At 63.2% G+C, this 21,912-nt stretch carries 21 protein-coding genes; 13 read left to right on the forward strand and 8 right to left on the reverse strand.

The annotated features are described in order from the left end of the window. Position 1: 1 nt before the first annotated feature. Positions 2 to 472 (reverse strand): Ros/MucR family transcriptional regulator, encoded by a 471-nt coding sequence (locus tag NKI16_RS31955; RefSeq protein ID WP_352924486.1) that lies wholly within the window; start codon positions 470 to 472, stop codon positions 2 to 4. A gap of 648 nt (positions 473 to 1,120) precedes the next feature. On the opposite strand from NKI16_RS31955, the gene NKI16_RS31960 reads away from it, so the two are divergent. Beyond that, on the forward strand, positions 1,121 to 1,387 hold the full coding sequence (locus NKI16_RS31960; protein WP_352924488.1) for a DNA -binding domain-containing protein: 267 nt from the start codon (positions 1,121 to 1,123) through the stop codon (positions 1,385 to 1,387). Between the two features lie 108 nt (positions 1,388 to 1,495). Here the strand turns inward: NKI16_RS31960 and NKI16_RS31965 are convergent, their stop codons facing one another. From NKI16_RS31965 to NKI16_RS31975, 3 genes are all read right to left on the reverse strand, one after another. Continuing rightward, positions 1,496 to 1,648, reverse strand: a complete 153-nt coding sequence (locus tag NKI16_RS31965; RefSeq protein WP_352595477.1) for a hypothetical protein — start codon at positions 1,646 to 1,648, stop codon at positions 1,496 to 1,498. 6 nt (positions 1,649 to 1,654) lie between these two features. Then, a complete protein-coding gene (locus tag NKI16_RS31970; RefSeq protein WP_352595478.1) occupies positions 1,655 to 1,912 on the reverse strand; it encodes a hypothetical protein in 258 nt (85 codons plus the stop codon). Between the two features lie 517 nt (positions 1,913 to 2,429). Continuing rightward, the gene (locus NKI16_RS31975; protein WP_352595481.1) at positions 2,430 to 2,672 is read right to left on the reverse strand and encodes a DUF982 domain-containing protein; all 243 of its coding nucleotides are present in this window, start codon (positions 2,670 to 2,672) and stop codon (positions 2,430 to 2,432) included. 398 nt (positions 2,673 to 3,070) lie between these two features. On the opposite strand from NKI16_RS31975, the gene NKI16_RS31980 reads away from it, so the two are divergent. Beyond that, the gene (locus NKI16_RS31980; protein ID WP_352924472.1) at positions 3,071 to 4,267 is read left to right on the forward strand and encodes a DUF932 domain-containing protein; all 1,197 of its coding nucleotides are present in this window, start codon (positions 3,071 to 3,073) and stop codon (positions 4,265 to 4,267) included. Positions 4,268 to 4,523: 256 nt separating this feature from the next. Here the strand turns inward: NKI16_RS31980 and NKI16_RS31985 are convergent, their stop codons facing one another. The 3 genes from NKI16_RS31985 to NKI16_RS31995 form a co-directional block, all read right to left on the reverse strand. Then, positions 4,524 to 5,045 carry a DUF5615 family PIN-like protein gene (locus NKI16_RS31985; RefSeq protein ID WP_352843568.1) on the reverse strand — a complete coding sequence of 174 codons (522 nt, stop codon included), beginning with the start codon at positions 5,043 to 5,045 and terminating at the stop codon, positions 4,524 to 4,526. Then, on the reverse strand, positions 5,042 to 5,662 hold the full coding sequence (locus tag NKI16_RS31990; RefSeq protein WP_352855793.1) for a DUF433 domain-containing protein: 621 nt from the start codon (positions 5,660 to 5,662) through the stop codon (positions 5,042 to 5,044). Before NKI16_RS31990 ends, NKI16_RS31985 begins: the two co-directional genes overlap by 4 nt. A gap of 252 nt (positions 5,663 to 5,914) precedes the next feature. After that, positions 5,915 to 7,156, reverse strand: a complete 1,242-nt coding sequence (locus tag NKI16_RS31995; protein WP_352924475.1) for a reverse transcriptase domain-containing protein — start codon at positions 7,154 to 7,156, stop codon at positions 5,915 to 5,917. 165 nt (positions 7,157 to 7,321) lie between these two features. Between NKI16_RS31995 and NKI16_RS32000 the strand changes: the two genes are divergently transcribed. From NKI16_RS32000 to NKI16_RS32015, 4 genes are all read left to right on the forward strand, one after another. Continuing rightward, on the forward strand, positions 7,322 to 9,472 hold the full coding sequence (locus tag NKI16_RS32000) for a ParB/RepB/Spo0J family partition protein (RefSeq protein ID WP_352904698.1): 2,151 nt from the start codon (positions 7,322 to 7,324) through the stop codon (positions 9,470 to 9,472). 73 nt (positions 9,473 to 9,545) lie between these two features. Beyond that, positions 9,546 to 10,022, forward strand: coding sequence for a UCP036055 family protein (locus NKI16_RS32005; RefSeq protein WP_352904699.1), 477 nt, complete (start codon positions 9,546 to 9,548; stop codon positions 10,020 to 10,022). A gap of 84 nt (positions 10,023 to 10,106) precedes the next feature. Further along, complete coding sequence (locus NKI16_RS32010; RefSeq protein WP_352904700.1) at positions 10,107 to 10,622, forward strand: hypothetical protein; 516 nt, start codon at positions 10,107 to 10,109, stop codon at positions 10,620 to 10,622. 9 nt (positions 10,623 to 10,631) lie between these two features. Next, on the forward strand, positions 10,632 to 11,147 hold the full coding sequence (locus NKI16_RS32015) for a DUF1419 domain-containing protein (RefSeq protein ID WP_352904701.1): 516 nt from the start codon (positions 10,632 to 10,634) through the stop codon (positions 11,145 to 11,147). Positions 11,148 to 11,717: 570 nt separating this feature from the next. Here NKI16_RS32015 and NKI16_RS32020 read toward each other — a convergent pair. Next, on the reverse strand, positions 11,718 to 12,908 hold the full coding sequence (locus NKI16_RS32020) for a DUF1173 domain-containing protein (RefSeq protein ID WP_352924476.1): 1,191 nt from the start codon (positions 12,906 to 12,908) through the stop codon (positions 11,718 to 11,720). A gap of 184 nt (positions 12,909 to 13,092) precedes the next feature. Here NKI16_RS32020 and NKI16_RS32025 point away from each other — a divergent pair, with 184 nt between their 5' ends. The 7 genes from NKI16_RS32025 to NKI16_RS32055 all read left to right on the forward strand — a co-directional run. Next, complete coding sequence (locus tag NKI16_RS32025) at positions 13,093 to 17,715, forward strand: strawberry notch-like NTP hydrolase domain-containing protein (RefSeq protein WP_352924478.1); 4,623 nt, start codon at positions 13,093 to 13,095, stop codon at positions 17,713 to 17,715. Positions 17,716 to 17,727: 12 nt separating this feature from the next. After that, positions 17,728 to 18,783 carry a DUF7146 domain-containing protein gene (locus tag NKI16_RS32030; RefSeq protein WP_352924480.1) on the forward strand — a complete coding sequence of 352 codons (1,056 nt, stop codon included), beginning with the start codon at positions 17,728 to 17,730 and terminating at the stop codon, positions 18,781 to 18,783. Between the two features lie 247 nt (positions 18,784 to 19,030). Continuing rightward, positions 19,031 to 19,972, forward strand: a complete 942-nt coding sequence (locus NKI16_RS32035; protein ID WP_352924482.1) for a DUF2493 domain-containing protein — start codon at positions 19,031 to 19,033, stop codon at positions 19,970 to 19,972. 62 nt (positions 19,973 to 20,034) lie between these two features. Further along, a complete protein-coding gene (locus NKI16_RS32040; protein WP_352483438.1) occupies positions 20,035 to 20,295 on the forward strand; it encodes a type II toxin-antitoxin system prevent-host-death family antitoxin in 261 nt (86 codons plus the stop codon). Beyond that, the gene (locus tag NKI16_RS32045) at positions 20,285 to 20,704 is read left to right on the forward strand and encodes a hypothetical protein (RefSeq protein WP_352595508.1); all 420 of its coding nucleotides are present in this window, start codon (positions 20,285 to 20,287) and stop codon (positions 20,702 to 20,704) included. Before NKI16_RS32040 ends, NKI16_RS32045 begins: the two co-directional genes overlap by 11 nt. Before the next feature lie 290 nt (positions 20,705 to 20,994). Beyond that, on the forward strand, positions 20,995 to 21,528 hold the full coding sequence (locus tag NKI16_RS32050) for a hypothetical protein (protein ID WP_352595511.1): 534 nt from the start codon (positions 20,995 to 20,997) through the stop codon (positions 21,526 to 21,528). Positions 21,529 to 21,669: 141 nt separating this feature from the next. Continuing rightward, on the forward strand, positions 21,670 to 21,912 hold a 243-nt coding region (locus NKI16_RS32055; protein ID WP_352924484.1), incomplete at its 3' end, for a hypothetical protein.

Below are 21,912 nucleotides of genomic sequence, written 5' to 3' on the forward strand. Positions count from 1 at the left end.
ATCAAGCCGCGACCTTCTTGCGGGTTCGCTTCGTCGGCGCCGGCTCCGGCGCTTCCGGCGCTTTCGGTTTGCGGCCGAGCCCCATCGTCTTGGCCAATGAAGAGCGCGCCGCGGCGTAGTTTGGCGCGACCATCGGATAATCCGCCGGCAGGCCCCATTTTGCCCGATACCCATCCGGCGTCAGCCCATAGTGGGTCGACAGATGGCGCTTTAGCGATTTGAATTTCTTCCCGTCCTCAAGGGAGATGATGTAGTCCGGTGTCACCGACTTCCTGATCGGGACTGCAGGCGTAAGGGCAACCGGCTCTTGTGCGGTGACGCCTGCGGCCGTGCCTTTCAGCGCCGCGTGCACTTGGCCGATGAGGGCAGGGAGATCCCCCACCGGGATCGGATTGTTGGAGACATAGGCTGAGACGACATCGGCGGTGAGCTCGATGAGGGTGTCAATGTTTTTTGCGGCTTCTTCTGTCATGAAATTCTCCAGGGGGCGTGAAACACAGTCGGCGAAGCGTCGCTTCATAGTGGCGGTCGCCGCTGAAAGCAAATACAGCCCGGCAGGACTATCGCGATGCTCGTCGGCACCGAGGACCATAGCGCTGCATCCGCCGTCGTGGGCGTGTTGATCTGCGCGCTGTCGGGCGGGCAACACGGAAGCGCCAAAGATGCTTTGCGCCACCCATGAGCCCCGAGGTCGTCCTTCCGCAGCTCACGAAGCCCTCACGGATGCGGTAGCTAGGCTTCGGTTCTTGACTTTCGATTTGACCTGCGCCCCGGCCAGCGCGCCCTCGGCAGGCGCTACGAACTCGAATACGGTGGTTGAACCGATGCTGAGCATCACGGTAATTCAAACACGAGCTTTGCCTGTTAATCCTGTGGTCACAAACGACCTTGATGGCCAACAATGCGAAACCCGATGTGCGCGCCGCACGGTCTTGAGCTTTTTGCAATTCATCCCTAACCTGGGTCGAACCGCTCAGAAGATGCGCATATCGCCTCGAGCGGGCGCTTGCGGGTCATGATCGCGATGTTGTCTTAGCTACGATGTTTCCCATCCGCTTGGTTAGGCTGTGAAAAGAAACAATCGCTCTTCGATCACTTACTTCCGGAGCCCGATATCATGATGAAATATCCAAACGTTAAACCAGGTCTTAAAGAAGAAGTGCCCTGGTCTGACAGCCTGACCAGCTACGACCGCCAGCACTTCACGACCTACCTGAGGCTCCTGGATGCAGGTGCCGACGAGGCAAGCTATGAGGAGATGGCGCAGGTCATCCTCGGCATCGATCCGGTGCATGAGCCGGAGCGGGCCCGGAAATCCGTGCGAAGCCATCTCGATCGGGCGAACTGGATGGTGACGACCGGTTACAAGGAATTGTTCGCCGGATGAGGGCGAACAGGCGGCGACACGCTCCGCTTGTCAGATGTGGTTACGGCGTCCGCGACAAGAGGGGTCTGACGGTCGGGGCTGCGGGAATTAGGTTCAAATTGAAAGACCTTAGTTCTTTGCTCCATCATGACGATCGACCAGATGGCCGGCGACCGGTGCGAGCACCAGACCCGCCACGCTGGACGACAGCAACACGAGGTCAACCTCGCCCGACTGGACGAAGGCGAATGCGACACACTGCTCCTGATCGATCCGGATCACTTCTCCTTAATCAACGACAAAACACGGATATTCCAAAAGTGGCCAGGCTTTGGTTCGAATTGCAAAGGCGCTTGGTCCGGCCTTTTTCTTTCGCGCGAGAAACGGGTAAACTGAGGCGACGACGCCCGGCGCTGCTTGGGCGATCTCGCTGCCAGAATTTTGCAATATCGCGTTGCCACTTCGCCGGGTGAAATCACGACCATGATGAGAGCTATCAAGCCGACGTTTAACGTCGCCAGCCCGGCAGGCGGAAAACTGATCCATGGCCGTTTTCTCGACCTGCCATTCTGGCCGGTCATTCGAGGGCGATGGCAATTCGCCGCGTGCTTTTGCCGATATTTCCAAGTGATGTGGAAGAATTGACTATGCTGCAGGCTTGTCGAAGACCATGGGCAACCCACGTTTCGACGCCATCTCGACGACCAACTCTTCGATGGCGTGATCGGAAAGGCGGGTATGCAGTATCGTACAAATCCGTTTAACCAGTCGTGCACCGGCAAAGGCGAGAGATCCTCGGCATCGAGAAGCCGACTGACTTCGATCACAACGTCAGCATCGATGTCGCTCGGCAAATCTCGCATATGCTATCTCCGATCGATGTAAATATTGCCGTCTTCCTGACCGTCGTCGAGTCAAGCAAATGAACGTCGGGGTTGTTTCCCACGACGGCAGGACTCGATGTTCTGCTTCGGCTGCATAATTCGCGGTCATCGCAGCGACGCGTGAAGCTCTGCTTTCCTAAGTCACTTTGGAAGCCATCGAGGCTACTATCATTTGGACCTCAGTCGCTGCGTAGGATTTTCGCTTCTGGCGCCGCTACAACGAAGGCCCGTCTCGCAACCGGCGGCTGAGCTTCACCACTCAGAACCTGAAGACATGCATCCATAGCCAGTTTTCGCTTCCTCGTCTGATAAGGAAAACTCCGCAGCAGGATCGTGGCAGCATCGTTCACATCGAATATCACGCGCTCACGGTCATGCCGGCCAACTTGCACCACCACGGGCCGGACGAACCTGCTCGACATGCAATTACTCTCTCAGCTCCGACCTCGATACGGTCTTCGCGTATCATGACGTGGGGTCGATTTATACATGTATTGGCTAGGGTCCGAAGAGAACCTGCAGTTGCTCAATCTCAGCAGGCCGCTATCTGAAATCCCGATGGGTCCCGGTCTTGTTGCGCAAGAAAGCACAGCGGATTTCTGTCGCGTCCGGAAGGTGAAGCGGCGCTTGGTCCTACGGGCGGGCTTTTCTGAAGCCCGAACCTTCCTTCCTGGGTGTCAGCCCTGACGCGGCCGCTGCCGTTGCGCCAGCGCTTCTTTCGGCGCGGATAGGCCGACAGAGGCAGAGGGCGGACGGGATTGCGGGTGGCGGGTGGAGGTCCGGGAGATCGGCTCCCGGCGCCCGCCGCGGAGTTCCAACCATGACACAGATGGAAATTCACACGCCCACACGCAACGAACGTCGAGGCTACAAGGTCGACGTCAGCCGCGGCCAGCGCATCGGCCGGGTCTCGTCGGAGTGGTTTAGCCGCCCGGCGGACGAGCGCTATCTTTCTCTCACCGATCTCCACAATTCGGTGAAATTGCGGTCCGAACGTAGCAAGACGCGTATCGTCGAAAGTGAGCCAATTCGCGTCGAGGCCAGCCGCGACGATCCGGAGCGCCTGAGGCTAATGCTGCCCGATGCGCCTGCCCCAGTTGCCCCCACGCATTGGAGTTTTGGCCAACTCGCTAGCCTGGTACGCGCGCCGGCTACCTATCTGCGCCAACTTCCGGCCCCGCTTGCGGCGATCAACCTTCAGCACGGTCTCCTCAACCACCGCGCTGAGCAGGTGAAGACGCTGGAAATCGAGAACGGACGCCTTGAGCTGCGAGCGGTAACAGGTCCGGACTACGGCAGGATTTTCGATGAAGAGTTGATCGCGGCCGTGCAGAAGATCGCCGGCAACGGCACCGGCGACACGCGTTGGAAGGTGCCTGGCGTGCTCGACTGGTCAACGGGAATCTACAATCCGAACGTCGACATCTCCAACGACACGACAACGCTCTATGCGTCCGACCGTGATGTCTTTGTGTTTCTTGTCGACGACCTGAACCCGATCGAGGCCGGGCGGCTGCCGAATGGGGAACCAGATCTTTATTTCCGCGGCTTCTACTGCTGGAATTCCGAAGTCGGAGCCCGCACCCTCGGGATTGCCAGCTTCTATCTACGCGCAGTGTGCCAGAATCGTAATTTATGGGGCGTCGAAGATTTCGAGGAAATCACCATCCGGCATTCCAAATATGCCGCCTCGCGTTTCGCTTTGGAAGCCGAGCCAGCGCTGATCCAGTTCGCGGAGTCTTCGCCCATGCCGTTCGTCAATGGCATCAAGGCTTCGCGGGAGCGGATCGTCGCTCGCGACGATGAAGATCGCCAGAGCTTCCTGCGCAAGCGCGGCTTCTCCAAGGCGGAGACGACGAAGATCATCGATGCCGTGCTTTCGGAGGAGGGGCACCCGCCCGCCTCGATTTTCGACTTCGTGCAGGGCATTACGCGGGTGGCGCGCGACAAGCCGCATCAGGATGTTCGCCTGGAGATGGAGGGCAAGGCCAAGAAGCTGCTCGATCTGGCAGCATGATACTGCAATGCTGCGCGCGGCGGGAGTAGGTAACGTCACCGGGCTGCTGATGCCGCCAGTTTCAAGCATGTGCATCGCTGCGGCGCGCAGCACACGGCCTGCGCTGCCGGTCTGGCAAACACATCTCTCAGGTCTAGGTGTGCGCTGCACAAAATCGCAATGCTGCTATGCACAATTAATGCTTCTCGGCTGCGCGGAAGGGAGTAGTCTGTCGGTATCGAGTTTCGTCCGGGTCACCTCCTCCCGACCTTGGCGATCAGGGACGGCATTTATTCCTCCCGAATGCTGTCGTCCAAATCAAGCCCGCCGCACCTCCTCCCGCGGCGGGCTTTTTCGTTGTGCGCGCGGCGGCTTCTGGCAGCCCAATTGCAGGAAACGAACGCGGAGGTCCGTCAGTCGGGAGGTTGAACCGTTCGATTGTAATGGTACGCTCGACATCCACCGTAATCTCCAGCACTTCGTTCCATGCCTCCTCGCCACCGAGCTCCGAAAGGGCGAGATGAAAGAGCCTGTGTTGGAGATCGAGGCTCATCAGGCCAGGGGCGGTGTTGAAGGCGACCAGCCCGACATGCAGCTCCTCGCGGCGATAGAGGCCGCGAAAGTCGGTCGTGTTGTGCGTGACGAGCACATAGCCGTCATCGACCGCGCGCCGGGTCACCATATGGTCCTTGGCGCCGGCGAGGCCCAGCCAGCGCACATGGCTCGACTCGGGAAAACCCCGTTCGCGCGCCAGTTTCGCAAGCTCTGGGCTCAGGCATTCGTCGATCAGGAATTTCACGAAACGGCCGGCAGATCGTCGAGACGGATTGTGCGTTTCGATTTCGCCGCCGTGCTGCGCCACGCCGGCTTGACCGGCGGACGGCCACGCCGCGGATAGGCGAGCGCATAGTCGGCCGCGAGCCTGATCCGGTCGAGAGTCAGTTGCGGATAGGCGGCACGGATCGTCTCGGGAGTATCGCCATTGGCGAGCATGTCGGCAACGTCATGAACAAGCACGCGTGTTCCCACAAAGGCCGGCTGACCGCTAAGTACCGCTGGATCGCGCGCCACCATGGCCTTGGCTTTCCTCAGCCGCCTGAGGCCGGTCCTTACCCCGGCGGTGATCGGCTTCAGGTCGACCTTAAGCGGATCGTCCGCGACCACGGGCGCAGCATCATCGGCAATGGCGTGCTCGACGATCCGCCGCCGCGCGGCCGGCGTCAGCGTCTCCGCCGTCAGCCAGGCGAGGCGTAGGCCGACGAGACCCGCTCCGATGATGACGCGGCTGCCGCGGCGTGTCTCGACACGGCCGCGTAGCAATCCGGCATCGATGATGCGATGCACCTGCTTAAGCGGCACCTGCGTTACCGCCGCCGCTTCATTGGCGGTGAGCACTTCGGTACTAAACCCCGGCATGACAATAATCCTTCCACGTTCATGGAAGATATATAGTCACTCTGCCGTCCGCAGTCCAGCGAAGGTTTGCGGCAGGCGGCCGGCGCCGGTGTGAGGCCTGGAGGCAGAGGGGGGAGGGGAGGTTCCGTAGAGTAGGGATGAAGCGCCTTACCTCGTCTCCGAGGCAGGTCTCTTCATCCCCCGCTCCGAACCGGACGTGCAAGTTTCCAAGCATCCGGCTCTCCATGCGTGGCCTTCGGCCACGGGTGGCCCTCACAGTGTGGCGAGGGCGTTGGTCGACTCCCAGAAGGTGGCATCCCCTTTTCGGAAGTGCTCATCCGGGTCGTTCCATCCGTTCGGTATGCGAAGGCCTCGGTCCGGGTATCGCGGGCGTTTGGTGTCGGCGAACCGGACGAGTTTCTTCCTGCCCACTCGCCAACTGCCGCCTTTCCCGGCTCCCGACTCGGTGTATATACGGCGCAGTGTCCTTCCAGACGCCTTGCCGTGTTTCTTCCCGAGCCAGTACTTTATGCGCCGGTACAGCCACCAATCGTGCTTGCTGAACTCCCTCCATGCCCGTGTGGCATAGCGGTAGTAGTTGCGCCAGCCGATGATGACCGGGTTGAGGTCGTCGATGAGTTCAGCGAGGGTCTGGCCCGTTGGCTTTTCCCTCACCTTGACCTTGATCTTGTCGCGCAGGAACTGCGACTTGCCCTTCGGAATGAAGAGCAGGCCGACACGCCGGTCAGATGACGGCATCCTGATCTGCGCGACCCGATAGCCGAGAAAGTCGAAGCCTTCCCGGACATCGGTGATCTTGGTCTTTTCCATCGACAACTCCATGCGCAATTCCTCTTTCAGGAACTGCGCCAGCGCCAGACGCTCTTCTTCGGCCTCCTGCTGTGTTCCCTGTACGAGGACGACGAAATCATCCGCGTACCGCACCACATAGAAGCCCGGCCGACCACGGTAATAGTCGGACTGCAGGCGCTGTTGCGCCCGCTCGCGGGTCTTGTCGCGTGGATTGGGAACCCAACGCCGGTATCTCTCGTCGATGGCCGTCAGATAGACGTTGGCCAAGAGCGGCGAGACGATTCCCCCCTGCGGGGTGCCGGTCACCGGGTGCCGAAGGCTGCCTTCGATCATGATGTCGGCCTTCAGGAAGGCGAGCACCAGCCCCAGGACCTTGCGGTCCCGGACGCGGCGTCGCACGCGTTCCATCAGCACGTGATGATCGATGGCATCGAAGCACCCTTTGATATCCCCCTCGATCACATACCGGGTCCGCGAAGGACCGGCTGATGTCGGGTTCAACTTATGGCGCACCCTCGCGAGTGCATCATGGGTGCTCCGGCCGGGACGGAAGCCATACGACCTCCATGGCGGACTCGCTGGCCGGGCCGTTCTCGGGATCGGAAGTTCCCTCACGCCCGGCTTTAACGGGTTCTGCTGATTTACGGCTCCCCGGAAGCACCCGGTCGGCCTCACCCGTTCGCTTCGCGCCCCACGCTGCACCGTGTGGCGGGGAGGGTTTTTCGCCCTCCGGAGATGTTGGTGGCTAGTCTTCCAACTCGGCGTTTCTCCTTTCTGGTCAAAGAGTTAGAGGGCTGTGCTTGGCGCACTGACGGGCTTGGAGGTTCGGGGAGAGGCCCCGGGCCGCCCGTCATGGAGAACCTGACCATGGCAAAGAACGCCATTCAGAAGATCGCGATGAACGCCGCGGAGAACATTCCCTATGACAAGCTCAGGCTGTCGCAGAAGAATGTCCGGCGCATCAAGGACGGCGTGTCTATCGAGCAGCTCGCCGAGGACATCGGGCGGCGAAAGCTCATCCAGAGCCTGAACGTCCGTCCGATGCTCGACGGCGAGGGCGAGGAGACCGGCACGTTTGAGGTGCCGGCCGGCGGTCGTCGCTATCTCGCGCTCGCCATCCTCATCAAGCAGAAGCGCCTGGCCAAGAACGAGCCGATCCCCTGCATCGTCAACCGCAGGCAGGAGACCTCGGCCGAAGAGGACTCGCTTGCTGAAAACCTGGGGCGCACCGACCTGCACCCGCTCGACCAGTTCCGGGCCTTCAAGACGCTCCGCGATCAGGGCCTCGATCCGGAGGAGATCGGCGCCCGCTTCTTCGTATCGCCGGCGACGGTGAGGCAGCGCCTGCGGCTGGCATCGGTGTCACTGAGGCTGCTCGATCTTTACGAGAAGGACGAAATCCGTCTTGAGCAGATCATGGCCTTCTCGATCTCGGACGATCACGCACGCCAGGAGCAGGTCTGGGAGCGGATTTCCAGCTCGCAGATGCAGGAACCCTATTACATCAGGCGCCTGCTGACGGAAACCACGGTGCGGGCCGATGATCGCCGGGCCGTCTATGTCGGCGCCGAGGCCTATGAGGCGGCCGGCGGCGTCATCCTGCGCGATCTCTTCGAGCAGGATTCCGGCGGCTGGTTCCAGGATGCGGCGCTCCTCGAGCAGCTTGTCTTCGACAGGCTGAAGATGGATGCCGAGGCGATCCGCGCCGAAGGGTGGAAATGGGTCGAGGCGGCGATCAGCTTTCCCTATGGCCACACCTCCGGCATGCGGCGCATCTATGCCGAAGCGCAGGAACTAAGCGCCGAGGAGATGGAACGCTACGACGCGCTAAAGGCCGAATACGACAAGCTGGATGCGGACTATGCCCGGGCCGAGGACGCCGACGAGGCAATCGAGGCGAAGCTCGACCAGCTGGGCGCCGAGCTCGATGCGATCGATGATCGTCCTCAAAACTACGATCCCGCCCAGAAGGCCATCGCCGGTGTGTTCGTTACGCTTGCCGCGGACGGCAAGCTCCAGGTCGAGGGCGGTTCCGTGCGGTCGGAGGACGAGCCGCGGACCGAGACCGGCGACGTCGATGAGGGCGAGGAAGGGGGCGCCGACGGCGGAACCCGATCCAATGGCGACGACGATGGCGATGGTATTGTCGTCAACGGCAAGCCGGTGAACGACACCTCCGGCGACGACGGCGAGGACGATGGCGTTAAGCCGCTGCCCGATCGGCTCATCTTCGACCTGACCGCGCAGCGCACGCTGGCACTGCGCAACGCGCTCGCTGATGACGTCGACATCGCCTTCATCGCCGCACTCCATGCCTTCGTCCTGCAGGTCTTCTATCGCTTCGCGCCGGACACGTGCCTGGAGATCAGCCTGAAGAGCGGCAGCTTCAGCCAGGTCGATGGTCTTGCCGAGACATCCTGGGCCAAGGAGATCGCCGAGCGGCACGACGCCTGGGATCGCGATTTGCCCGATCAAGCGGATGGCCTGTGGGACTTCCTTCTCGGCCTCGATGAAGCATGCCGCAAGGCGCTATTCGCGCACTGCGTCTCGCTGACCCTCAATGCGGTGGTCGAACCCTGGAACAGGCGACCGAAGGCGCTCGAGCATGCAGACGTGCTTGGCCGCTCGCTCCAGTTCGACATGGTCGACGCCGGCTGGACGCCTACAGTCGAGTTCCTCGGGCGGCTCACCAAGGCGCGGATTCTACAGGCTGTCCGTGAAGCTCGTGGCGCAGACTCCGCGCAGCTGATCGACCACATGAAGAAGGACATCATGGCCCGTGAAGCCGCCCGTCTTCTCGGAGGATCGAACTGGCTGCCCGAGCCGCTGCGCCTTGAGGTCGATGAAGTGGCTACCGATGCTGGTGACGCGGTCGCCGGCGACATGTCGGACGAGGCAGCTCTCGACGGCGATGTCGCCGAGCTGCCGGCCTTCCTCGCCGACGATGCGGATTCGTCCTCCGATGAGCCGGTAACCAGCGACGGCGACAAGGCGGACCACCTCCAGGCCGCTGAATAATCGGCGTCACGCTCGCACCAGGCCCGGCACTCCCGCCGGGCCTATTTTCGTTTTCCGACTTGGAGAAATCCGCATGTCCGCACATATCGTGTACGAATCCGCTCCTCTGGGGAGCGTTATCCGGTACAGCGACGGCACCGCGAAACCGCCGGCTCGCTTTACCAAGAAACTCGCCGCCTGGGAGAGCCGCAGCGGCGTTGGTCGCCTGGTCAGGAAGGAACCGCCGCGCGAGCGCGCGACCTATAGCTCGCCGGCCTACTTCACCCTGCATGAGGGCGATTTCGGGCAGGGCGGCATCATTGTCGTCTCGGTCAGGCGCACATGGTCCGTCGAAAGCGCCCTGCGTTTCGAGATCGTCGATCGTCCCACGATCGGCATGATCCGCGTCCTGCAGCAACTCGGCGACAGCCCGGAGCTGCTCTATCTCGCCAAAGATCGCGAGGCGGCCGAACGCTGGCTCGCCAGCAATTCGTATAGCCGAGCCTATCTCGAGGAGGTCTCCGCCGATCAGGTCGGCGCCGACGTCATCGAGGGCCGCACGGCCGCCTGATCGCTGCACCCCATAGAACCACCCCGACCCGGACCTGGGAACGCGTGAGCGGTCGCGGGTCTTTCCTGTTTCATGGAGATCGACATGTTCGACTGGAACAGAAGTTGCTCCTATGACGAGCAGCACAAGAGACGTTTCCACACGACAGCCCGTTCACGGCTGAAGAAACTCGCCGCCGAACTAAACCTGCCATCGGGCTGCTTTGACCTGCGCTCGAACAAGGCGGGCATAGCCGTTTCCGATGAAATTACCCTGCACCATGACCGTGCCTACATCCAGGTCGGCCAGTTCGGGCTGTCCTCAGGCCACGGTATCCTGATCCGGACCTGCAAGGGGCGCATGGACTATACCGGCGGAGCCAATCACTTCGTCGCGCTCGACATGCTCGACGACATTCCGCCGCTCGCCGCCGCCTCCGCGCCATCACTGGGGTTGGTCGAGACGGTTCGCGTTCCTCCGAACGGCGCGCCGCCTGAACCCTGCAAAAGCCATCACCGCCGGTGCACGCACCGGCCGCAGGGTCGGCCAGTCGACAGCCACAACACCACCAAACAGTTGCGACGACGCGGTTCATGCCGCGCGTGGCCGACCCGCGTTTAGGAGAACCCCATGACCGCACATCCACCCTTCAGGAAGGTGCTCGACGGCGTCGCCACCCGCGAGCAGATGTTCCAACTGTTCAGCCGACACAAGGACACTCCCGGCATCGATCCGCTTTCCGGCACTCCCTATTCAGGCGAGTGGTTCCAGATCACCGCGTCAGAATACCACTTCATGCTCGATTTGCTGGAAGAGCACTTCTATGCGGCGCCGACGGGCGAGACGCTGTCACACTTCACGATCGTCTATGTGCCGCCCGATCGAACTACAAGGTACCGCGATTCCGATCGTCGCTGGATCAACGAATGTGTCGCCATCGGCGACCGCATCCTAATGCTGTTCGAGGCCAACACGGACGAGGTCTTCGTCCTCAGCCGTGCCCGACCGTCCCAACCTCCGCGATCCAGAACCATCCCAGCCCATGGGCCTTTCCAAAGTAGAGTTCGAGCGCTGGCTGCCGAAGGCGATCGCGGCAGTCGAGAAGGCCAGGGCGATTATCGAAGAACGCCGCGACCCGCCGGATGACTCGCCATAACATCTAACATCCGACTTGATCTTCGTCAGCTCCCGCGCCGTTTCCGCGTCGATCGCAGCGAGATCGAGATTTCCCTAGATCGAACGCTGCCGCGCGGATTCGCCACGCTTCTTCTTCACCTCGACGATGAAGGGTCGGCTCTGCCGCTTCATTTATTGCACCACCTTCGGATGGGAATCGGTCCGTTGCGGGATCGGGTCACATCTACGCTGGCCAAGGCCTATCGTCCACCCAACGCAACCATCGACCGCGGTGCCGCCCTGGACGGACGCCGATGCGAAAGCCAACTCTCCAGCGTCTCGCTCGCCGATGCAACGCGGGGTTCGGACAGCTCGAATGGCATGCCGAGTTCAACGCTGACAACGATCAGGCGCCCACTGTGCTTACGCCGCGGATCTTCGCAAACCCACAGCATGGTCACCGAAAAAGACGATCGCTGGTCACCCCTCACCATACCGTCATGGTCCAAGACAACGGGGATCCTTGTCCAACGCATGTCTGAATCGAGGGCCGCCAATCGATTCACGGCATTGATGGAAATCTGAGATGTCGTTCCCAGCCTATGGAAGGACCGGCATCTCCCCGTCACCGACCCGCCAGGTCCACGCACCCATCTCCGGCCGGTTCGCGACCATATCCTGCAACGAAGCCTCGAATGTTTCGTCCGCACCGGCGGGGACGACAAAGAGCGCGATCGGCTGCTGCCTGTTCTGGAGCAAAGCGTTGGCGATCGGCTGGTCGGTTTGCAGGTCGTAGCGCAATCCCTTCACGCTCTTCTCGCGAAGGCGGGCGAGCGCGTCGACCAGCCGCTTCTCCGGAACCGTCTCGTAAGGAATCCAGTTCTCGGACACCACCATCAACGCGACCTCCTCGACAATGGCGAGACCGGCCGGGTTCAATCCGAAGGTCGCGATCACTATCAGATGTGAGCTGGAATCTGCTCCCCACAGCGACAATTCTTTCTCGAAACGTGCCGGCAAACGCCGATGTAATGCATCGTCGATGATGAAGGGAAAACCGGGCAGGTGCCTGATGACGAGTTTCTGACCGGAGCGGGCAGGAACAATCTCTTTCACCTCGCCGACCAGGACCAGCAGCTTTCGTGGGCCGGATTTCGGCGGGAGCGCAGGTGCAAGAACCGCATTGCGACGCTGCTCGATCGCTTCCTTGTTCTCGGCCCGAAATGGCTCGGGCACGAACAGGATATCCGCGAGCGGCCCGCCCCTCACCGTCATTTGCCCGGCAGCCTCGAGCAGATGCCAGCGGACATTCCACCAATGTCGCTTGCCAGCCCATCGGGATGTCCAGACCGTCAATTCGGCCTCGTGCCACAGATAATGGAGGAGGCCACGCAGCGACATCCTCCTGGGGTCGGCGGCTACACTGGCGGAGCTCTGGCCAGCAGGCGCGGACGCTGCCCGGCTCCCCGTCTTCGACAGGCTGAAATCGAGTTTCAAAGCCGCCAAGCCGCTTTGCGGATCGAGCTGTATCGCGCTGCCCATCAAGGCGCCCAGGCCGGACAGTTCGTAAGGCGATTCATATGAATCACAGGATGGATCATGCCCGCCGCCGCTCAGCGGCATGCGCTTGATCAGGTGAAGGTCGCCGATGCGGGCGATGTACATCGGGCAGCCCGGCTCGCGGCACAGGCATAGCGGACGCTCGGTGCGGGCATAGGCGTTCGCCAGCGCCGCCTGCAGGTCAGGCGCTGCCTCCTCGTAGACCTCACTGCCAATTCTGAATCGTCGCATCACCTCCGCAGCTCCAGGTCGCCGCCGCATCCCTGTGCGCGCATCAAGTCATGGGTTTGCGCAGAGCGCAACCCGTTTGTTGGATCGGCGCCAGAGGCAGAGGGGAGCGGGGAGAAGCGCGGCCCGGCTGGCGCGGAGAGAGTGCCGGCGCGGGGCCACTCCCCCTCTCCCGAAGGACACCTCCATGAACATTGTTTCGACCACATCCGCCGTTGCCCGGACGGCCGCTTCCCTGAGCGCGCCGACGCCCGTCCCCATCAACAACGCCCAGGCGATCTATCAGGCGGCAATGCGGCTTCTGCCTTTCCTAGAGCAGGGCAAGCCTGTCACCACCGCCGCGCTGCGCACGGCCATGACGACAAGTTTTGGCGGCAGCGACGCGCAAGGGTTCTGGGTCTGGAAGGACGCCTATGAGGCGCTCGAAGTCGCCCAGGTGCTGTTTCTGCGCCGGTTCGGCCCTGCGATCCTGTCCCGATCGACCACGCCGCAGGCAACGCTGGCGATGATCAAGCGCCTCGCCGAACTTCTTCCCACCCATACGCGACGGTCCGACGAGAGCCAGGCCATGCAGCAGCTCTCCACGCCCTTGCCGCTGGCCTTCGTCACAGCGCACGCCGCGGCGATCGTATTTTCGGACCTCGTTCTCGAACCCTCGGCCGGCACCGGTCTGCTCGCCGTCCATGCCGAGATGGCGCGCGCCGCGATCGCCCTCAACGAGCTTGCCGCGACGCGGGCCGATCTCCTCGGCCTGCTGTTTGCGCGCATGCCCGTCTCTCGGCACGACGCTGCCCATATCGACGATCATCTCGAACCTGCGATCAAGCCGTCCGTCGTCTTGATGAATCCGCCCTTCACCGTCGGCGCCCATGTCGACGGCCACGTCACTGACGCGGCATGGCGGCACCTCTCCTCCGCATTCGCACGCCTGCGTTCGGGCGGGCGCCTGGTCGTCATCACCGGCACCGGGCTGTCTCCCGAGAACCCCAAATGGCGGCGCTCCTTTGAGCGGCTGCGGCAGCAGGGCACCGTCATCTTCACCGCTGCGATCGACGGCCGTGTCTACGCCCGCCATGGCACCACCGCCGAAACCCGGCTGACGGTAATCGACAAGGTGCCGGCCACTGACCCGACCGGCTGCGTCCGGTCACCGGGCAAGGCCGCTGACGTTGAGACGCTGCTCTCCTGGATCACGGATCTGCCGCCCCGCACACCGGGCGGCTTTCCGGATTCGATCGGCGCTCTGTCGCACGGGATCCTGAGGAAGGCAGCAGCGCACATGGCCGCCCGATGCGCGGCGAGAGCGGCACCCGTTGCTGGGTCAAAGGCTGCTCCAAAGGCAATTCAATCGGTCCGTCCGATTGCGCCGGCGAAGCCCGCTGGCCAGGTCATGGCAAATAGTATGCCTGCCGTTCCCCTTGCTTATGAGCTGCGCGACTGGATGCCAGAGGAGGGCGGCCGACTCACCGACACGATCTACGAGCCCTATGCGCTCCAGTCGATCCACGTCCCCCGCGCCAAACCGCATCCGACGCCGCTCGTGCAGTCGGCCGCAATGGCCGCCGTCGCGCCACCAAAACCTTCCTATCGGCCGCTTCTTCCTGATGCGATCATCGACAAGTGCCTGCTGTCGGACGCCCAGCTTGAAAGCGTCATTTATGCCGGCGAAGCCCATTGCGGCCATCTCGCCGGGACCTGGACGGTTGACGAGACCTGCGATGTTGTGTCCGCCGCGCCAGAAGGTGCTGCGAACGCTGTCCGCTTCCGCCGTGGATGGTTTTTGGGTGACGGAACCGGCTGCGGCAAGGGCCGGCAAGTCGCCGGCATCATCCTCGACAATTGGCTGCAGGGCCGCCGCCGTGCGATCTGGATTTCCAAGTCGGATAAATTGCTTGAAGACGCCCAGCGCGATTGGGCAGCACTCGGCCAGGAAAAACTCCTCGTCCAGCCGCTCTCGCGCTATCGGCAGGGCACACCGATCCGCCTTGCCGAAGGCATCCTGTTCACGACCTACGCAACCCTGCGCTCACAGGAACGGGAGGGCAAGAAATCGCGGATCGCTCAGATCCTCGACTGGGTTGGCCAAGAGGCGGGGAGGGCCGAAGGCCCGACAGGGACTGGAGAGAAGCCGGCGAGGAGGGACAAAGGCCCGACGGGGAACAGAGAAAACTGGGCGGGAAGGACCGAAGGCCCGACGGGGATTAAAGAAAGCCAGACAGGGCTTGGAGAAAACCAGTCGGGGGCCAAAAAATCTTTCGATGGCGTCATCGTCTTTGACGAGGCGCACGCCATGGCCAATGCCGCTGGCGGCAAAAGCGAGCGTGGCGACGTCGCGCCCTCGCAGCAGGGCAGGGCGGGGCTGCGGCTGCAGCACGCCCTTCCCGACGCGCCCGTCGTCTACGTTTCCGCGACCGGTGCGACCGCGGTCGAGAACCTCGCCTATGCGCAGCGTCTCGGCATTTGGGGCAGCGAGGATTTTCCATTCGCCAACCGCGCCGAGTTCGTCGCTGCGATCGAGGACGGCGGTGTCGCGGCGATGGAAGTGCTCGCCCGCGATCTCAAATCGCTCGGCCTCTATGCGGCGCGTTCGCTTTCCTATGACGGCGTCGAATACGACCTGCTCGAGCACGCGCTGACCGACGAGCAGATCCGCATCTACAACGCCTATGCCGACGCCTTCCAGGTCATTCACAACAACCTGACCGCCGCACTCGAGGCGACCAACATCACCAGCGAGTCCGGCACGCTGAACCGCAACGCAAAATCGGCGGCGCGCTCGGCCTTCGAGAGCACCAAGCAGCGCTTCTTTAGTCATCTCATCACCTCGATGATGACGCCGACCCTGATCGGCGCGATCGAGCAGGACCTCGCCGACGGTCATTCGGCGGTCGTGCAGATCGTCTCGACCGGCGAAGCGCTGATGGAACGGCGGCTTGCCGAGATCCCGACCGAGGAATGGTCGGACCTGCATGTCGACGTCACGCCGCGCGAGTATGTCGGCGGATACTTGATGCATTCCTTCCCCACCCAGTTGTTCGAGGAATATTCGGACGCGGAGGGCAACGTCTATTCGCGGCCTGTCCACGACGAAGATGGCAACCCGGTTCAATGCCGCGAGGCCGTTCGCATGCGCGACGAGATGATCGAAAAACTCGCATCGCTGCCGCCGGTCGGCAGCGCCCTCGACCAGATCATCCATCATTTTGGCACAGACACCGTCGCCGAGGTGACCGGCCGCTCGCGCCGCATCGTCAAGAAGACCGGCCGCGACGGCATCGACCGGCTGGCCGTGGAAAACCGCCCTGGCTCGGCCAATCTGGCCGAGACCCAGAGTTTTATGGATGACGACAAGAGCGTTCTGATCTTCTCCGACGCCGGCGGTACAGGCCGCTCCTATCACGCCGATCTCGGGGCCAGGAACCAGAGGCTGCGCAAGCACTATCTGCTCGAAGCCGGCTGGCGCGCCGACAACGCCATCCAGGGTCTCGGAAGGACCCACCGCACAAATCAGAAGCAACCGCCGCTGTTCCGGCCGATGGCCGCCAACGTGAAGGCTGGCAAGCGATTCCTGTCGACGATCGCGCGACGGCTCGACACGCTTGGCGCGATCACGCGCGGCCAGCGCCAGACCGGCGGGGCAGGGCTGTTCCGGTCCGAGGACAATCTCGAAAGCCCCTATGCCCGTGCGGCCCTTCGCCAGTTCTATCTTCTGTTGCACCAGGGCAAGATCGACGGCTGCTCGCTCACGACCTTAGAGACGGTAACCGGCCTGTCGCTGACGACTGATGAAGGCGGGCTGCGCGACGAACTACCGCCGATCACGACCTGGCTCAATCGCCTGCTGGCGCTGCGCATCGAGACCCAGAACCTGCTGTTCGAGGTGTTCGAGCAGTTGATGGCGGGAAGAATAGAAGGCGCCATAGCCGCCGGCAATTATGACAAGGGTCTGGAGACGATCACGGCGGAGAGCATCGTCGTCACCGATCGTAGGACCGTCTATACCCATCCAGTCTCCGGCGCGCAGTCACATGTGCTCACCGTCGCGCGCAAGGACCGTATCCGGCCGCTCGGCCTCGTCGACGCGCTGGCCATCGTCCGGGCGGAGCCCCAATCGGTTCTGTTGGTGAACACACGGTCGAGCCGCGCGGCGATCCGGCTGCCGACGGCGAGCCTGATGCTCGACGACGGAACCGTCGAGCATCGCGCGCGCCTGCTGCGGCCGACCGACGAGCTGCGCTTCGGCCTCGACGCACTTGCCGAAACACTCTGGCAGCCCGCCGACCGGAAATTGTTCTGCGAGCTGTGGGACTCGGAAGTCGCCGCCGTCCCGGAGTTCACCACCAGCACCTTTCACATCGTGACGGGTCTGCTGTTGCCGATCTGGCGTCGGCTGCCGGACGGCGACTGTCGAGTCTATCGAATCCAGACCGATGCCGGGGAGCGCATCATCGGCCGCCACATCGCGCCGACGCTGGTCGCGACCATGTTCCGCAATCTGGGTCTCGACGATGTGCCGAGGCTGGCGCCGGAAGATGCCTGGACCGGGCTCGCCGACGGACGGATTGGACTGCAACTCGCCGATGGCCTGATCCTGCGCCGCAGTCGGATCATGGACGACTACCGTGTCGAATTGATCGGCTTCACCGACGCGATGGTCCCTCGGCTGAAGGCGCTTGGACTGATCTCCGAGATCATCTCCTGGAAGCTCCGGCTGTTCATCCCGACGACCGCGCAAGGGTCCGCCATCCTCGCCGCGCTCCTCGACCGCCATACGCTGGTTGGTGTCACCGACCGTACCTCGGCGGCTTGAGGGGAGGCGATCATGACGGGCTCGGCCTCCGAGCTGGCACGCCGCCTTGGCGAACACGCCGAGGCGGTGTGCCGGGAATATCTCTCCAACGGCCATCGCTCCGGCAATTACTGGATGGTCGGCGATGTCCACAACACGCGCGGCTGTTCCATGCATGTGCGGCTGAGGGCAAACGCCAAGGGCCCGGCGGGTAGGTGGGTCGACGAGGCGACGTCTGAATTTGGCGATCTGCTCGATGTCATCCGTGAAAGTTGCGGCCTCGTCGACTTCCGTGACATCGCGGATGAAGCACGTCGCTTCCTCTCCATGCCGCTGCCACCGCCCCAGCCCCAACCTCAGCCCCTTGGCGCGCAGTGCCAGCCAGCCGCGAAACGCGGCTCCCCTGAGGCCGCGCGTCGTCTGTTCGCCATGTCCCAGCCGATCGCCGGCACGCTGGCCGAACGCTATCTTGCCGGCCGCGGCATTCTGCTTTCGACGCACGAGCGCGCGCTGCGCTTCCATCCCGGCTGCTACCATAGGAATCTCGTAACGGGCGAGACGCAGACCCTGCCTGCGCTGATTGCTGCTGTCACCAACCTCGACGGGCGTATCACCGGCCTGCAACGGACTTGGCTTGATCCTTCGGGTCACGGCAAGGCGCAACTCGCGGATCCACGCCGCTCGCTGGGGGATATCCTTGGCAACGGCATCTGGCTAGGCCATGAGCCCGGCATGCCCGTCCCGGTCATGGCGGCCGGCGAGGGCTTCGAGACGATGGCTTCGCTTAAGGTGGTGATACCGGCGCTGCCTGTGGCGGCCGCCACCTCGGCCAATCACCTCGCCGGCCTGAGGCTTCCGCTTGGCTGCCGCCGCCTCTACATCGCAGCCGATGCCGACGCTGCCGGCCGGCACGCCATCGAACGCCTCAGCCAACGCGCAGGCGAGGCCGGGATCCTCGCCCTGGTGTTGCGGCCGCAGCTCGGCGATTTCAACGACGATCTGCGCCATTCCGGCCCGGCCCATCTCGCGGCATGGCTCAGCGATCAGCTCGTCCCGGATGATGCCCGTCTCTTCCTGTCGCCCGGATGAACGGGTCGGGCTGGCAGGCGGGCCGGCACGGCGTCGCCGGATAGCCTGCAGGCATGGCGGCGGTCCGCCGGAGAGGCTGCGCCCGCGGCCTGCCCGAGAGGCGGTCCCTGCCACCCCCGGGTCACGGCCGCAACGGCTGCGCCGTCCTCCGCTTCGCTTCGGCCTTCGGTGCGGCCGCGCCCCGGGGCGCGGCCGGGATGCGCTGTCAGGCCGCGATGGGCGCGGCCGCAACCGACGGAGACACGCCATGACCTACGAGCTTCCCTTCGACGACGGCTACGAGCCTTACCACGCCTCCTCGCCGACCGACCGCGTCATCCTCGAACTGCAGATGTACGGCCATCGCCCGCATCAGGACGAACCTGATCCTCGGCCACTTCCCGACGACCAAGTGATCCGGGCTGGCCTCGCCGGGATCGCCGAGACCTTCGCCGGCATGCTTGGCGACACCAGGCTCGAACCCGATCTCGACGACCTGCTCTGGTCCTTCGCAAACGTCTTCCACCGCGCCGCCGAGCGCGTCGCCCGCAGCCTCGACCGCAACGAGGAGGCGCAGCGTTCGAGCCAGCAGGAACAGGACGGTTCCGAGGTGAAGTCGGTCGAGCTGGAACGGCTCACGGCCGAGGGCATCACCTATATCGAGCGCCGCAACGTGCTCGAAATCATGCGCGATGAGGCTGCCGACCTCTACGAGGCACAAACCGGATCGGCATGGCGGCCGCGCACCGGCTCCAAGGTCTCTCATCAGGCGATGACCGCGTCGGTGATCGACTCCAGAGACTTCCTCGCCGCCCGCCGCCACGCCGAATCCGAGGTGCTCGTTCCTGCCGGCACCAAGATTGCCTTCGCCGGTGGTCTCGACTGCAACGATCACGACCGGATCTGGAACGCGCTCGACAAGGCCCGCGAGAAGCATCCCGACATGGTCCTGCTCCACGGCGGCAGCCCGCGTGGCGCCGAACGTATCGCCGCCTGCTGGGCCGAGAACCGCAAGGTCACCCAGATCGCCTTCAAGCCGGACTGGAACCGGCACGCCAAGGCGGCTCCGTTCCGCCGCAACGACCAGCTTCTCTCGGTGGTGCCCTACGGCCTGATCGTCTTTCCCGGTTCCGGCATCACCGAGAACCTTGCCGACAAGGCGCGTCGGCTCGGCATCCCCGTCTGGCGGTTCGCGGAGGACGGCGCGTGAGCGCCGTTTTCTTGCAAATCTAGAAAATCTAGATAATATGGAGATCGATAAGGAGTCCAGCCATGCGCCAGTTCACGACGGGGGATCTCAACAAGCAGGTTGGCGACGTCACCGACGTTGCCAGCCGCGAACCCGTTATTCTTACCAAGCACCGGAAACCCCGGTTCGTGCTGATGAGTTACGAGCACTACGAACGGATGCGCATCGGCGGCGATCCCCGCCGCGCATACCGTGTCTCCGAGATGCCGGAGGAACACACGGAACTCTTCGCCGCCGAGATCGACCGACTAGCGCGCGGGGAAGGATACGATGATGAGCGGTAGATTCCTGCCTGGTCAGGTGATCTCCTACCCGTATCTTTGGGCATGGCAACACGAGCGCGGCGAAACGGAAGGCCGCAAGAGCCGGCCGACCTGCGTGGTCATCGCTGTCCGCGGCGCAAGAGATGGCCTGACCCATCTCGCGCTCCTGGCGATAACCACCCAACCACCAACCAGCGATCGGGTCGGTTTGGAAATCTCCACTATCGAGTGCCGCCGCGCCGGTCTGACCGATCTCAAACGCTGCTGGATCGTGGTTGACGAATACAACTACGATATTGCCGAACGCTCCTGGTACATCGAAGCCGACGGTAAGCCCCTCGGTCGTTTCAGCAAGGCATTCATGATGAAAATCGCAGGCGCCTTTATCGAAGCGCGCAGCGAGGGCCGCCGCGTCAGCCGTCTGGATTGACGTTCTCTTTCGCGGCCATGCGCTCGATCCAGGACGTGAGCCTCTGGCTGGCCGACAAAGACCACTAGCTCCAAGCGCGAAGCGCAACTAGCCAGATGCGCGTAGCGCCTCCGGCAGCTGCAGGATCCGGGCGCGCCGGCCTGCGGCCGGCCGGGCTCTCGTCGCGGCGTCCCGCCGCTTCCCGAGCCAGCTTTGCCGTCTCGGCCTTCGGGTGACGATCCCTCGCGCAGGGCCAGGGGAGAGGGCGGCCGGCGCGGGGCGGGGGACGCGGGAGAGAAGGGAAAGTCACCATGTCGATGATATTCATAGGTGGATCACGCGAGATATTCGAGCTGCCGGAACCTGCCATCGCTCGCATCGGCGCAATCGTTGCTGCCGAGCACGGCGTGCTGGTTGGCGACGCGCCTGGAGCCGATGCCGAGGCGCAGGGCCTGCTCGCCGGCTACAAGTACGAGCACGTCGGGGTCTTCCATGCCGGCAAGGAACCCCGCAACAATCTGGGCGACTGGGCCGCCTACCATGTTCCTTCTCCTGAAGGAGCTCACGAGCACTGGTTCCACGCCGCCAAGGACCGGGAGATGGTGCGGCGCGCCGACTTTGGGATGATGGTCTGGGACGGCGCATCACCGGGCACGGCCGTCAACGTGCTTCGGCTCGCCATCGCGAACAAGCCGTGCGTCATTTACGATCTGGCCAGGGGCCGGATGGCGACCACGTACAATGTGGAAGACTGGTGCGCGATGCTCCGCCATGCTGATCCGGACATTCGCCGCCAAGCCGAAGCCCGCATGACGCCGGATGAGCGTCTAACGTTGCCAGGATGATGGATGCGGTCCTGCCGACAGGCCCTGCGGGTTCAATCCGATATGTGATCCGGCTCCTCGCCGCCTAACCACTTGTATGAGCGGACGGAGCCGGCCCCTTTCGAAACCGGTCCACGCGCAGAGCCGCGGGGCGTTGTACGGATGATCATCTTGACGCTTCTCGCCTCTGAAGCGGGTGCAAGCGTGCCGAACAATATCCTGGCTTGCCGGGTCATCCAACCTGACTGCGCGGTATCGTCCCCGAGGGGCGTGAAGTTCGCTGCCAGCCGGCTCCGATCTCGAAACCGCTATGCCGCCATACTGCGTATTCCGATGAAGCCGGCCATCGATTCCGATTTGAAGCCGGCCAGTCATTCCGATTTCATTCCGGCCGGTGTTCCGATT

This window comes from Mesorhizobium sp. M0698, from assembly GCF_040320455.1.
In the GTDB taxonomy this organism is placed as follows: Bacteria; Pseudomonadota; Alphaproteobacteria; order Rhizobiales; family Rhizobiaceae; genus Mesorhizobium.